Here is a 13,189-nt window from a genome sequence, read left to right on the forward strand (position 1 = left end):
GGTGGAAGCACAGCAATGTGTGGAGCTGACCAATACTAATCGGTCGAGGGCTTGACCTACAGGTCTTTACGCGAGTAGAGGCCAACATCGGAAGCATAGTCTATGGCTGTGCACCACAAGATCTTTGGATGGATCTTAGTACATCTTTCGCTGCTAGTTTTCAGGGTACAACCCTGCTATGAGTAGTATGTCCGCAAGGAGATGCTGCGATTTTCGAAGTCTCTAACACTTCGGAACATCCTGTTTGGTGACGATGGCGGAAGGGAACCACGCGTACCCATCCCGAACACGACCGTTAAGCCTTCCAGCGCCGATGGTACTTGGACCGCAGGGTCCTGGGAGAGTAGGACGTTGCCAAGCGGGCCCACAACAGTGGGTTTTTTTATGGGGATTTAACTGGCCTGACACGATGGAGAGGTGTCCGAGCTGGCCGAAGGAGCACGATTGGAAATCGTGTAGGCGCCAAAAGCGTCTCGAGGGTTCGAATCCCTCTCTCTCCGCCAGATTTATTATGAGGCGGCGTAGCTCAGCTGGCTAGAGCGTACGGTTCATACCCGTGAGGTCGTGGGTTCGAGTCCCTCCGCCGCTATAGATACATACAAGGCCCGTTGGTCAAGGGGTTAAGACACCTCCCTTTCACGGAGGTAACAGGGGTTCGAATCCCCTACGGGTCATACTATTCCTTATAAGGAAATAATTAAGGGATAGACAACTAGAATCAGCATCATGGACGCTTAGCTCAGCTGGGAGAGCATCTGCCTTACAAGCAGAGGGTCGGCGGTTCGATCCCGTCAGCGTCCACCATATAAGCTTTAACTGACGCGGGGTGGAGCAGCCCGGTAGCTCGTCGGGCTCATAACCCGAAGGCCGCAGGTTCAAATCCTGCCCCCGCAATTATTTACTTGGAGCTGTGGTGTAGAGGCCTAACATGCCTGCCTGTCACGCAGGAGACCGCGGGTTCGAATCCCGTCAGCTCCGCCATTAAATTTCTTTACAATAAGCGTTATGTCCGTGTGGCGGTCGTGGCGAAGTGGTTAACGCATCGGTTTGTGGATCCGACACTCGGGGGTTCAATTCCCCTCGTCCGCCCCATTCCTTAATTAAAAATGTTAGATGTTGGGGATTAGCCAAGCGGTAAGGCAACGGACTTTGACTCCGTCATGCATAGGTTCAAATCCTATATCCCCAGCCATTTATTTCGAGCCATTAGCTCAGTTGGTAGAGCACCTGACTTTTAATCAGGGTGTCGAAGGTTCGAGTCCTTCATGGCTCACCATTTTCACTTATGTGCGCGTGTGGCGGAATTGGCAGACGCACTAGACTTAGGATCTAGCGTCTTTGACGTGGGGGTTCAAGTCCCTCCACGCGCACCATTTATTATGCGGAAGTGGCTCAGCGGTAGAGCATCGCCTTGCCAAGGCGAGGGTCGCGGGTTCGATTCCCGTCTTCCGCTCCAACTTCATACGTGCCCTTAGCTCAGCTGGATAGAGCGTTTGACTACGAATCAAAAGGCCGGGAGTTCGAATCTCTCAGGGCACGCCATATTTTTTGTCGGGACGTAGCTCAGCTTGGTAGAGCACCTGGTTTGGGACCAGGGGGTCGCATGTTCAAATCGTGTCGTCCCGATACGTTTGTCCCAGTAGCTCAGTTGGATAGAGCACTCGCCTTCTAAGCGAGTTGTCGGGGGTTCGAATCCCTCCTGGGACGTAATCTAATTAACTTTAGATACCGTAAAAACCGTTAAATTCCTTGTATATCAAGGGTTTAACGGTTTTTTTGTTGTTTTGTAACGACATAGAATATTATGCTGATATAAACGTTTTACACACGATTTTACACAAGGATTTTAAATTCTCGTAATTCTATCCGGTCAATAGCCGTTAGCTAGCCGATTGAAACTTATCTGATTCTTCTTCATATAGGCAGCTGCAGTTTGATCTCCGTTGAACTTGAATCCGACTATGCCGATCACAATAAATAGCATGATTTGTGGAAGGTAAATTCCTGCACTGTTATATCATGCATACGCCATCGTATAAACCCTCCACATGTGTCTCTTCGACTGCTTCCTTCCAGTTAACATATGTGTGAGCCAATCCTTCTGGATGGTCAGATAGAAAAAGAAGGCCACGCAATCGGCGTATTCTTCTAGCAACGGGATGATTGTCACGTGATTGTCATCGCAGGTGATGCTAGCATCTTCCATCACGCCAAGATTCTCTCCTATAGCTGGAATAACCCCTTTTCCGTGACAATTAAAGCATTGTACCTTGTGCTCGCTTCTTGGCTCCCGAACATTACTTGAATGCTTAAACCCACGCCAGTATCTAGTATGGATTAATTAAAAGAGAAAGATAGAGAAAGAGGCTACCGGAAGTCGTATGACTTCTAGATAGCCTCTTGTGTGCACCGATAGAGTATCGGCATAGAATTTAGAGTTACGATTTGTCCGCATTCGGATCATTATCATCGGTGTTGATTTCAAACTCGATCATGTCTGAGCTTTCTTTTATCTCATTTACCTTAATCCCATTACGCTCCAGAGAGGTTGCAATAAGATTCCTGTCCTGTGTCGGGAACACATATGACGGCTTATGCCGGTTGCTGATCAGGTCTTGGGCTACTTGTATCAATCGTTCCATGGTGAATGGCTTTCGCATGAACTTCTCAATGTCTTTCTCATGATAATCCATAGGAGGTTCCAGAGCCGTAGATACGATGACAGGCGTTCTGTTGTAAATAGGGTGATGATAAAGCTCAGCAAGGAAGTCCCAGCCCGTCTGAGCGCCTTCCAGATGAATATCCACTATAAAGAGAAGCGGAGCTTCTGTCGTCTTACGGTGCAGGGAGAGAATGCCCTCCTCAGCGGAACGAAGCTGTACAGACGGCAGCTGGAGTTTAGTCAGCGCAACTTGAATAAGTTTAGCCAGGTTATCATCGTCTTCGAAAATAACGATCCGGCTGTTCAAGGAAACCATCTCAAAGGGTTCTAACGCTATCGTAAATGTCGAGCCTCTGCCCATCTCCGACTGGAACGTCAGCATTCCGTTATGACCTTCTACGATCTCTTTGACAATTGCAAGGCCAAGTCCCGTACCGCCGATCTGTCTGCGGTCAGAGTTGTCTACCCGGTAAAACTTCGAGAATAGATACTCTTTGGCTTCGTTAGGGATTCCCAGTCCATAATCCCTTATATCAATCAATACGGAGCCGTCGACTTGACGGATATGGATATCTACCTCTTGCGCACCCGGGGAGTATTTAATCGCATTGCTGAGCAAGTTCTGGATTACCTGACGCAGTCTGTCACTATCCCCACGAACCCAATTCTCGGCGGATTCGCTGTACACTTTAATTTCGTGATTCTGCTTGTCCTGCCATTTATCGACTACGTCGTTTACAAGTTCCTTAATATCGACAGGGGCAAAATGGTAAATTTGCCGTCCTGATTCCATCCGCTGCAGATCGAGGAAATCATTAATCAAGTTGGAGAGGCGAGTAGCCTCTTTAAAGATGGTATCCAGATATTTCTGCTGTTTCTCTCGCGACAGTTCTCTGTGGATCAGAATTTCGATAAAGCCAAGTACACTGGCCAGCGGGGTACGCAGCTCATGAGAAACGATGCTGACGAATTCATTTTTCATGGCATCAATGCGTTCTTCCTCGGTCCGGTCACGGAAAACAAACAAAAAGCCGGAATCGGCGTTGCCATTCTCGCCAACTGAAGTTGCATAAATTTCTGTGAAGAGAGGTTCCTCACCATTCATAAACGTAAACCGTTCGATTAAACGGTCAATGTCTCCTTCAAATAAGGCTTTAATCGATTGGGAGACGTTGACAAACCCGTTCGAAGCTGCCGCAATTTCTTTGCAAGACTCCACAAAATCCTGGCCGATTTGATGATTGAGATGGAAGTACTTCTCCATCTGCTTGTTGGCGATCAGAATTTTACCGTTACGGTCACACATCATCATCCCTTCATGCGCAGATTCAAGGATACCCTTGATCAGATCGCGCTGGGATTCGATGTTTTGCTTTTCCTGGATAAGCTGTTCGTTCAATTCGCTTAAATTCAGGGATTGCTTCCGGCGGTCATCATTGGTCATCTGAGCGTAGAAGGCGAGATCAAACTGGCGGATTAGGCCTTGGGTCAATCGTTCTTTATCCTCATGACGATCAAGCTCATGAAAGTTGGTCAGCAGAAGATAACCAATAATCCGGTGCTGTTCATCCTGGAGAGGGAAGTAATGGTCGATAGCGACCGAGATTCCATCGTGCAGGCCGCGCTCATTCTCGCTGGCTTCACGCTTCTGCACAAAGGCACGTCCCTCATCGAACAAGCGGCGTGCAGGACCGTAGAGCTCCTGTCTGACCCGGTAAGTAAAGTTCTGCGGATAGCCGCTTGAGAAGAGCACTTCGAATTGCTCGGCTTTTTTATCTTCCACCACAACTAATGCGGCATCATAGCTCAAGGAATCAAGCAGGGCCGGAATAGAATGACGGAGAAATTGTTTGAGCTCGGTAAAGCCCGTCAACTTCTCCTGATAGCTTGAAATTAGTTCAAGCTCCCGCTCCCGATCCGATAATTTGGATAACGTGATTTGCTGCTCTTCCTGCTGGGCAATGATTTCTTCGTTCTGGGCTTCCAAACTTTCGGCCATAAAACGGTATGTTTCTTCACTTTTGCGAAGCTGCCGTTCCGCCCGGCTTGCTCTTAGAAGAATAAAGCCGGAGAACACACCAAGAATAATTCCCAGGATACCGCCGCTCAAGATAATGAAACGGGAAACGGAGCCTGCTTTCTTGATGGAATCATGCGAATTGTCGCTGACCGTCTGCAGGACATCGGCTACTTTCACATGAATGGTCCTATACTCATCCATGTATTCCTTCCCTTTACTGATCCGCTTGCGAGCCTCTTCTATTTTACCGGTGCGCACCAGTTCGATTTGAGAGGAGTAGAAGTTAACCATTTTGTCAATCTGAGGCGTGACTTCAGTCTGGATAACGGCCCTGAGATCCGCATGTCCCGCTTCGAGTTTATGAATGGTTTCAAGATCCTGCTTAAGCTGGGTTTTGCCTTTCTCGTAAGGTTCAAGAAAAGTCTCATCGGCGGTTATCAGGTAGCCCCGTATTCCAGTCTCCTGATTAAGCAGATCTTGAAGTAAGTTGTTAGCAGCAGATATAACGGGCATAGCGTCTTCAATAACGGCATCACTTTGTTTTTCCATATTTAAAGAAGAGATATAACTAGAAGTCCCGACAAGGGCGAGAAGCAGAACAATAGCAAAAACATAAGACATCGATAACCGAGAACGTGTCGTTTTCAAATACCTTCACCTGGTTTCTAAAAAGTTGGTGCTGGAAAAATTCAGCAACTTTCAACATTCGACACCAGTTGACGGAATCCTTCATGAAACGATCAAAACGAGGATTGTTTTCATACGCCTTTTAATGTAAGATAATGGTAGGACGAGCTGCCTTGTCTGTCTCGTCCCGCAATCTGCATCCCAAACTTTTGATTATATTTTGCTGATGCACTGTGTTAAAATACGGGTAACCAACGTATAGATATTTATGTGTCTTCGGAGCACGGTGTCAGGTTAGGCATCGACTGAATACACTATGGCGTGTTCCTACGCCAAAAAAGACCGCTGATGCGGGGGCATCAAAGCGGTCGGTTCCAATAGCTCGCCCTTCAAGGGTGATCAGCTGTATAGTTTGTGACGAAGATAGACCTCCAAGGCCGCTAGCCCAAGGGAGGTCTATTTCTTTTTCTGTGAAAGAATGAGAACCACTAAGCTCGCGAATGAAATCATTAGCGTCAAAGCGTCTTTAACTTCCACAGGGCATCACCTCCATTTAAAGAAGGTTAGCCGACCACCCTCGAATGCCTAGTCTATTGTAAGTATAGTATACCACCGATATGGGAAAAGTTATAGCATTTTTTACCATTTCATGCATGGCGTCATCCATTCATCCATTCCATTCTCAAGGACAGCATATCCTTAAGCTCGTCCGTGGAAAGTTCCGTAATCCAGTTTTCTCCGCTGCCTACAATTTGCTCGCTGAGTCCAAGCTTGCGCTCAATCATTTCGTCGATTCTTTCCTCCAGCGTGCCCAAAGATACAAATTTGTGAACCTGGACATCGCGGGTCTGACCGATGCGGAAAGCACGGTCAGTTGCCTGGTTCTCAACGGCAGGATTCCACCAGCGGTCGAAATGGAACACATGATTAGCGGCCGTCAGGTTAAGGCCGGTTCCTCCCGCTTTGAGCGAGAGAATGAAGACAGAGAACTGTTCTTCCGGTGGAATGTCTCCGTCCGCGTTCTGAAACCTGGCGATCATGGCATCGCGTGTCTGACGGGGCGTCCCTCCGTGAAGGAAAGAAACGGGTTCACCGAGTTCATTCTGAAGAATTTCCTGGAGCAGATGTCCGGTCTCTACGAATTGGGTAAAGATCAGACACTTATCTCCCTGCTGGCGCAGCTCCTGGATCATATCCAGTAGGCGCTCGACTTTGCCTGAGCGGTTCTGCCAGTTGGCACGGGATCCCTCACGCAGAATAAGAGCAGGGTGGTTGCATATCTGCTTCAGCTTCGTTAGAGCTGCAAGGATGTGTCCCCGGCGTTCCATAGGAGACATGGCGTCGACTTTCTGAAATAATTCTTGTATATAATGCTCATAGAGCGTGCCTTGTTCGGCGGTAAGTGTCACAAAGGTTTTGGATTCGTTCTTCTCGGGCAAATCGAGCTGAATGGCAGGGTCTTTCTTAATTCTGCGCATCAGGAAAGGCCTCACGAGACGCTGGACGCTGCTAATTAAGCCGCTGTCTCGGGTTTTCTCGATAGGTGTGACGAAACGGCGTGTAAACTGCGCTAACGTCCCCAGATATCCCGGATTCAAGAAGTCAAATATGGACCAGAGTTCGGTAAGCCTGTTCTCCATAGGAGTACCCGTCAACGCAATCCGGTGCTGGGCATGGAAACTGCGTATGGCGGCCGCCTGCTTCGTATATGGATTCTTTACATTCTGGGCCTCATCGAGACAAATGGAGCTCCATGTGATTTCACGGATCTCTTCTTCATCCAGATGGGACAAGGTATACGAAGTAATCACCAGATCCGCATTCTGGAGGGATTCTTCAAAGAAAGATCCCTTGGCGCGCTGAGGGCCGTAATGCACATGGACCCGCAAATTCGGCGCAAAGCGGCGCAGCTCCATCTGCCAGTTGCCGATTACAGAGGTAGGGCAGATAAGCAGCGAAGGCTGGCCGGGATTCTCGCTAGCTTTCACCTGCAGCAGGTAGGTGATGTACTGAATCGTCTTGCCTAAACCCATGTCATCGGCCAGGCATGCCCCGAGGCCGAACTGCCTCAGAAAGAGCAGCCACGTGCTGCCTTCCAGCTGATAGGGGCGCAGGGTCCCCTTAAAAGACGCAGGAGGCTCGATACGCGGCAGCTCGGTTGTACGGGTCAACTGCTGGAATAGGCGCCGCAGCTGACCCGTCAGCTCGATCTCGACGGAAGGAGGGCGGCTCTCATCCGGATCGGCATCACCGTCCGCAGCTTCCGCCACGCCCTCGTCGGCAGTTCCGCTAAGAAGCTGCAGCTCAAGCACCTCGCGCAGCGTAAGACCCTGCTGGCGATTCGAGCGCGCCAGCAGCTCCTCCGCCTGCCGCAGAAACTGCGGGTCGAGCTGGACCCAGCGGCCGCGGATGCGGATGAGCTTGCGCTTCTCTTCGAGCAATTGGAGGAATTCCTCCTCGCTTAGCTCGAGATCGTCGATGGCGACCCTCCAGTCAAACTGCATCAGCTGACTGAGGCCGAACATCGACTCGCCGCCGCCACCGCCAAGCGAAGATTTGAGCTTGGCCTGCAGCTTCGGGCGGAGCTTGCGCGTCCGCTCCCACCAGGCGGGCAGCATAACAGCGTAGCCTGCCTCGACGAGCCGCACGCTGCCTTCCGTGAGGAAGCGCCAGGCTTCCTCCTCGCTGAGCTGCGTACGCAGCCGCGCCGGGCCTCCGCCATCCGCCGCGTTCAGCCAGGGCAGAAGGCGCAGCCATCTGCCGATATCGCGCTGGACGCGTCCGAGGTCCGGCGTCCATGACTCCGGCAGAGGCTGCTCGCCGCTCTGCAGCTCACCGGCCGGAGTCACAGCGCGCAGGACCGTGTCGTCGGCACGGTCCTGCAGAAGCACCTGCAGTGACCAGCTGGAGTCGCCTTCGGGCTCCAGCAGCTGGACGCTGCAGCGAAATGGCGTCGGATCGTGTTTCCAGCCGATCGCGACCAGCCAGTCCTCCTCGTCCAGCCAGGTGTCGGCCGGACGGGAACCGAGACGCAGCAGCGGATGCGCCTCTTCAAGCCGGCGCAGCGCCGCTTTGCGGCTGCCGTCGGCTTCAACCCAGGCTGGAATAAGCTGATCCAGCCAGAGCTCCGACTGGGAGGTGACAGAAGCGGCTGCATCTCCTTCCAGCTGAAGCTTCCAGCTCAGATTGCCGGCCTTCCACTGCTCATAGTCAGGGACGAATCGTCCTTCACTGAGCGCTTGGCGAATTGAAGGGGCCAGGCGCCGCAGAGCGGAAGTTTCCGCATCCCAGCGTATGGCCAGATGTTGAACAGTTTGGGGGTTTCCAAAGAAGTCCAGGGCCGTCAAAGCAGGAACGGCTAGACCTTCCCTGTGGCCCCAGTCTATGGATTCTATAAAAGTGCCGTAAAAAGAGGGTGCATGCCATGCGAAAAGCAGGCCCTTCAAATCATGAGCATCCCAGATGCCGCCGTTTTCCCGTGTTCCCCATACAAAGAAGGAACCGGAGGGCATCCAGACGGCGTGAACAGTCAGCGGGCTTGTTTCTATCATGGAATCCAATGTCCTTTCTGCAGTTCTTCCTGAAACGCGCGGAGCCTGGAGAAATGGTCCGCCAAGCGGTTGATGTAAATATCCCACTCCCGCTCACGCCCCAGCGCAAGGTAACAGCTCTCAAGTTTCTTCAGCATGCGGACAGCGGTTTTATAGGAGGTGCGGTTCTTCTCAAGAACCGAGCGTTCTACTGCCTGATGATACAGCGGTAGAAGTAGTGCGGGATCCGCTTCTTCTACGGCCCGCAGTTCCAGCGCATATAGATTCTGGGGCCCGATCCGGTTAGCAAGCTGCAGGTCAATCCACTGCCGGTACCGTTTGGTCTGCAGCAGATAGCCGGTATAGACATAATAGGAACGGGGCAGCAGAGTCTCCATAAGCTGAACCCATTCGGCATCGGCGTCAGCGTGTTTGGCGGAATCGGTCCAATATTGGCAGAGCAGCCGGAAGTCTTCCTGCGAGGCCGATTGCATAGTAGGAGCGAGCCAGCGCAGCCATGCCAGCAGCTGTTCCCACTGCGCCTGCTCATGACAGCGTTTCATATAGAGGAGGAAGTTCTGGGCTCTTCTTTTATGAAGCTTCTCCAACCGCTCAATGGCTTCTTCCGTACGGTTCTCTATAAAGTCAAAATGCGCCCGCGCAATAAGCAGGGCATCCTGTTTACGAGGCTTTGCTTCTGAATCTGTCAGCAGCTTATCAAGCCGGGCCTTTTCTTTCTGAATCCATGCGGGCCGTTCTGACAGACTCCACCATACAGCCCGGTAGACATACAGCCAGTCAATAGGGCTATCATGTCCTTCCAATGCAAGTGTACCCAACCGGCGCAGAGCTTCCTGCCACAGCTTGGCATGCTTCTTAAGGGAGTCCTCAAGTCCTGGGGATTGCATAAGATTGTCCAATCTGGTGAGACACTCGGCTGCTGCAGTTTTGGCATTGGACTCATGGTAGCCGGATAAATAAGAGTTCTTCGTATCGGTAAAAAACTGTTCCATGCGGTGCATGACAAACAGGATGACGTGCAGGTCGTACAGCAGCCGTATATCGTCTGCCCAGCTTGCTGCATAGGCTCTGAATCTTTCAAATGCCGAGGTTACGAATAGATCAAATGAATATTGATGGGAAATCGAGAAGCCATGATATTGGGCTTCGAAAAAACGATGCCATTCTGCTGAGGAACCGTTAGGGACGGGCTCAGTGGCACGTGAGCTTTCTTTGCTGCGGTCCCGTGGTGATTTCTTCTTGGTAAGCATAGCTCTTTTGAGCTCCTGCACAAGCAGTTCCGGCCGTCCGTGCGGCGTATACAGCGCAAAAATAACCGCGCCCATATGCTTACACGGCTTGTCAAAGGGACAATTGCAGCTTCCAGCCGAGAAGTTCTCAAGATTAATAGTCGTCGTATACCGTTCCTTACCCCGTACAGAAGCCTGGACGACAGCTCCTACAAGTTCAGCACCTGTGACGCGACCCTTGTGAAAATACATCCAACCCCGTTCAACGTCCTCGGGGTCCATGTGGATCTGCATCTGCTTGATCAAGTAGTTCATTCTGTTCTTGGGGATTTGCAGTTTGAGCATCCGTCTGAACCTCCGAGTTGATCCTTACTCTCCATAGTACCAGATTTTTTCCTGTTTTGCCCATTGGTTTAGGATCGGCTAATGGAAGAAATTTTAGACATGCTCTGCCAGTCAATGTGATAGGGAATCGCTTTCAAGCCGGCAGGCAAAAGGTACTGCAAGAATAGGAGCTTTGTTTTAGTTTATGAATCCGAGCTGTGTCTAAGTCCGCGTAGGAACAGACGTATTTATGACAGCTTATATAAGAAAAGACTTTGTGTGAATCAGGCTGTGCGGTCAGCGGGTCCATCTTCGTAATTCGTTGACAATTGAACTCATAAGAATTAATTTCAAGAAAGAACAGACGGCTGCGGAGCACAATACCGCTTCCTATTGAATGTAATAGGTACAGTCTATCTATTTTACCACATAAGGTCTGTCTGATTTGAAAAAGGGGTAAACTAGCAGAAAAACGAACGCAGGTTTGGATTTAGAATCAGGCGATGGTATACTAAAAGACACATGAATAAGCTCCAGAGCAGGAGCTTTTTCCAATTCAAGGAGGCGCTCAAAGCGTATGGGAATCAAGTTCGGCAGGGAATACGAGGACATTATTGTGGATCTGGTGAAAGGGCTTGACCGGGTGGACGGAATTTATGATTTTTTTGAAATGGCGCAGACCGATTGGGAAGAACTCCCGGAGGTGGAGCGGCAAGAATGTCTCCGTACGCTGGCAGACGATATCTTCTATGGACTCGGGTCAGAGCCGCTGCTGCAGGTAGCGGATGCGAAGGTACGCTATTTGAAAGATAAGCATCTGATACAGATCGATCACGAGGATCAGGTCGTTACGATTGTACGGCTGATATCGGCATAACCCCTGCAAGTAAAATTGTCCTGTACTTTTTTGCCGTGCTTAGGAAAAGAACAAGAGGTGCAACCAAACATGCTAGCCAAAGCGAAAGAGCTTCTGCAGCAATATTACGGATACCCGGAGTTTAGGGAAGGGCAGACACGGATCATTACCGCACTGATGGAAGGGCGGGATACGCTCGGCATTATGCCGACGGGCGGAGGCAAATCGATCTGCTACCAGATCCCTGCGCTGATGATGGACGGAGTAACCTTAGTCGTATCGCCTCTCATTTCATTAATGAAGGATCAGGTCGACGCTTTGCATACGGTAAGAATACCGGCGACGTTCCTTAACAGTACGCTGGAATCGGGCGAGGCCGGGAGACGAATCCGCGAAGCCATGCAGGGCAAATATAAACTGCTGTATATTGCTCCGGAGCGTCTGGAGTCGGATTGGTTCCGCCAATGGATGCATTCGATGAACATTTCGTTCGTTGCGATAGATGAAGCGCACTGTGTCTCGCAGTGGGGACATGACTTCCGTCCCAGTTATGTCAATATTGCACCGTTCGTGCGCGATTTGCCGAGCCGTCCGCTGGTCGCCGCTTTTACGGCTACTGCGACGACAGAGGTGACGAGAGATATCGCCCGTCTGCTCGATTTGGATCAGCCCGAGGTTGTCGTGACCGGCTTCGGCCGGGACAACCTGGAGTTATCCGTCCTGCGCGGTGTGAACAAGCGGGACTTCGTATTCGATTATGCGAAGGCCCATACGCATCAGCCGGGCATTATCTATGCGGCTACGCGCAAAGATGTGGACGAGCTGTATGAGCAGCTGCGCCGCAAAGGGCTGGCTGCCGGTCGTTATCATGCGGGGCTCTCCGATGAGGAGAGGGGCCGTAATCAGGAGGCGTTCCTCTACGATGATGTCCGCGTGATGGTAGCCACCAATGCATTCGGCATGGGGATCGACAAATCAAACGTCCGCTATGTCATTCACTATAATATGCCTAAGAATATGGAGGCTTATTACCAGGAAGCGGGACGTGCGGGGAGAGACGGGGACCCGAGTGAATGCATGCTCCTGTTCAGCGCTCAGGATATTCTGACACAGAAGTTCCTGATAGAGCAGAATCAGCTCTCGCCGGAGCGCAAGAGCAATGAGTACAAGAAGCTGCAGACGATGATCGATTACTGTCATACGCCCCGCTGCCTGCAGAATCATATTCTGCACTACTTCGGCGATGAGGGGGAGCAGAAGCCTTGCGGCAACTGCAGCTCGTGTAAGGACGACCGGGAGACGGTCGATATTACCGTCGAAGCCCAGAAGATCTTCTCCTGTGTCCGGCGGATGCAGGAACGCTTCGGTATTTCCATGGTGGCCGGAGTGCTGAAGGGCTCGCGCAATAAGAAAGTACTGCAATACAAATTCGACCGGCTGCCGACGTATGGCATCATGAAGGACAGGACCGAGAAAGAGATAGCGGATCTCATCAACGTACTCATAGCCGAAGGCTATATGGGCTTGTCGGAAGGGCAGTACCCGGTTGTGAGGCTCCAGGCTCCGGCGGTAGAAGTCCTGCAGGGGCGTGTGCAGGTATACCAGAAGGTCGCCCCGAGCCAGCCGTTGGAATCGGCCGTGGACAACGCACTCTTCGAACAGCTTCGCCTGCTCCGCCGCGATATGGCAGCAACGGAGAAAGTGCCGCCGTATATTATCTTCAACGACAGCACCCTGCGTGAGATGAGCGAGCGCTGCCCGACTACCGAAGCGCAAATGCTTAAGATCAAGGGTGTTGGCGAAGTGAAGTTCCGTAACTACGGTCTCCCGTTCCTAGAGCTTCTGCAAACCTATGTGCGCGAGCAGGAGGCACATGCGGGAGAGTTTTAAGTGTACGGCTGCCCTTATAACCGCATAATG

At 51.2% G+C, this 13,189-nt stretch carries 6 protein-coding genes, 14 tRNA genes and 1 rRNA gene; 17 read left to right on the forward strand and 4 right to left on the reverse strand.

The features are described 5' to 3' along the window. The first annotated feature begins 243 nt into the window (after nucleotides 1-243). The 15 genes from rrf (at nucleotide 244) to AR333_RS23370 (ending at nucleotide 1,707) form a co-directional block, all read left to right on the forward strand. Nucleotides 244-360, forward strand: a 5S ribosomal RNA gene (gene rrf, locus AR333_RS23300). 51 nt (nucleotides 361-411) lie between these two features. Then, nucleotides 412-503, forward strand: a tRNA-Ser gene (locus tag AR333_RS23305). 12 nt (nucleotides 504-515) lie between these two features. Further along, nucleotides 516-589: transfer RNA gene (locus AR333_RS23310), tRNA-Met, on the forward strand. 13 nt (nucleotides 590-602) lie between these two features. After that, nucleotides 603-674 (forward strand) — tRNA-Glu (locus AR333_RS23315). A gap of 54 nt (nucleotides 675-728) precedes the next feature. Then, nucleotides 729-804 (forward strand) — tRNA-Val (locus AR333_RS23320). A 16-nt stretch (nucleotides 805-820) separates the two neighbouring features. Further along, nucleotides 821-894 (forward strand) — tRNA-Met (locus AR333_RS23325). A 10-nt stretch (nucleotides 895-904) separates the two neighbouring features. Continuing rightward, a tRNA-Asp gene (locus AR333_RS23330) sits at nucleotides 905-981 on the forward strand. Between the two features lie 35 nt (nucleotides 982-1,016). Next, nucleotides 1,017-1,092, forward strand: a tRNA-His gene (locus AR333_RS23335). Between the two features lie 25 nt (nucleotides 1,093-1,117). Further along, a tRNA-Gln gene (locus AR333_RS23340) sits at nucleotides 1,118-1,192 on the forward strand. Nucleotides 1,193-1,200: 8 nt separating this feature from the next. Continuing rightward, nucleotides 1,201-1,276, forward strand: a tRNA-Lys gene (locus AR333_RS23345). Between the two features lie 13 nt (nucleotides 1,277-1,289). Next, nucleotides 1,290-1,373 (forward strand) — tRNA-Leu (locus tag AR333_RS23350). Nucleotides 1,374-1,381: 8 nt separating this feature from the next. Then, nucleotides 1,382-1,456: transfer RNA gene (locus AR333_RS23355), tRNA-Gly, on the forward strand. A 9-nt stretch (nucleotides 1,457-1,465) separates the two neighbouring features. Next, nucleotides 1,466-1,542, forward strand: a tRNA-Arg gene (locus tag AR333_RS23360). Nucleotides 1,543-1,552: 10 nt separating this feature from the next. After that, nucleotides 1,553-1,626: transfer RNA gene (locus AR333_RS23365), tRNA-Pro, on the forward strand. Nucleotides 1,627-1,633: 7 nt separating this feature from the next. Further along, nucleotides 1,634-1,707: transfer RNA gene (locus tag AR333_RS23370), tRNA-Arg, on the forward strand. A gap of 731 nt (nucleotides 1,708-2,438) precedes the next feature. Here AR333_RS23370 and AR333_RS23380 read toward each other — a convergent pair. The 4 genes from AR333_RS23380 to AR333_RS23390 all read right to left on the reverse strand — a co-directional run bounded on the left by AR333_RS23380 (nucleotide 2,439) and on the right by AR333_RS23390 (nucleotide 10,434). Then, nucleotides 2,439-5,330, reverse strand: a complete 2,892-nt coding sequence (locus AR333_RS23380; protein WP_068777762.1) for an ATP-binding protein — start codon at nucleotides 5,328-5,330, stop codon at nucleotides 2,439-2,441. Nucleotides 5,331-5,765: 435 nt separating this feature from the next. Further along, nucleotides 5,766-5,846, reverse strand: coding sequence for a putative holin-like toxin (locus AR333_RS25840; RefSeq protein ID WP_219819079.1), 81 nt, complete (start codon nucleotides 5,844-5,846; stop codon nucleotides 5,766-5,768). 122 nt (nucleotides 5,847-5,968) lie between these two features. Continuing rightward, entirely contained in the window at nucleotides 5,969-8,860 is a 2,892-nt protein-coding gene (locus tag AR333_RS23385) for a DEAD/DEAH box helicase (protein WP_068777763.1), read from the reverse strand. Next, nucleotides 8,857-10,434 carry an SWIM zinc finger domain-containing protein gene (locus tag AR333_RS23390; RefSeq protein ID WP_068777764.1) on the reverse strand — a complete coding sequence of 526 codons (1,578 nt, stop codon included), beginning with the start codon at nucleotides 10,432-10,434 and terminating at the stop codon, nucleotides 8,857-8,859. The genes AR333_RS23385 and AR333_RS23390 overlap by 4 nt, the downstream gene beginning before the upstream one ends. Before the next feature lie 556 nt (nucleotides 10,435-10,990). On the opposite strand from AR333_RS23390, the gene AR333_RS23395 reads away from it, so the two are divergent. Both AR333_RS23395 and recQ read left to right on the forward strand, forming a co-directional pair. Further along, complete coding sequence (locus AR333_RS23395) at nucleotides 10,991-11,290, forward strand: hypothetical protein (protein WP_068777765.1); 300 nt, start codon at nucleotides 10,991-10,993, stop codon at nucleotides 11,288-11,290. A 69-nt stretch (nucleotides 11,291-11,359) separates the two neighbouring features. Beyond that, entirely contained in the window at nucleotides 11,360-13,159 is a 1,800-nt protein-coding gene (recQ, locus tag AR333_RS23400; protein ID WP_068777766.1) for a DNA helicase RecQ, read from the forward strand. The last annotated feature ends 30 nt before the right edge of the window (nucleotides 13,160-13,189 follow it).

This window comes from Paenibacillus sp. FJAT-26967 (genome assembly GCF_001541095.1).
Taxonomy (GTDB): Bacteria; Bacillota; Bacilli; order Paenibacillales; family NBRC-103111; genus Paenibacillus_F.

Bases quoted from the DNA above. Each gene is read 5' to 3' on its own strand.
- AR333_RS23385 (WP_068777763.1), bottom strand. From the start codon at position 8,860: ATGATAGAAACAAGCCCGCTGACTGTTCACGCCGTCTGGATGCCCTCC.
- AR333_RS23395 (WP_068777765.1), top strand. From the start codon at position 10,991: ATGGGAATCAAGTTCGGCAGGGAATACGAGGACATTATTGTGGATCTG.
- recQ (WP_068777766.1), top strand. From the start codon at position 11,360: ATGCTAGCCAAAGCGAAAGAGCTTCTGCAGCAATATTACGGATACCCG.
- AR333_RS23390 (WP_068777764.1), bottom strand. From the start codon at position 10,434: ATGCTCAAACTGCAAATCCCCAAGAACAGAATGAACTACTTGATCAAG.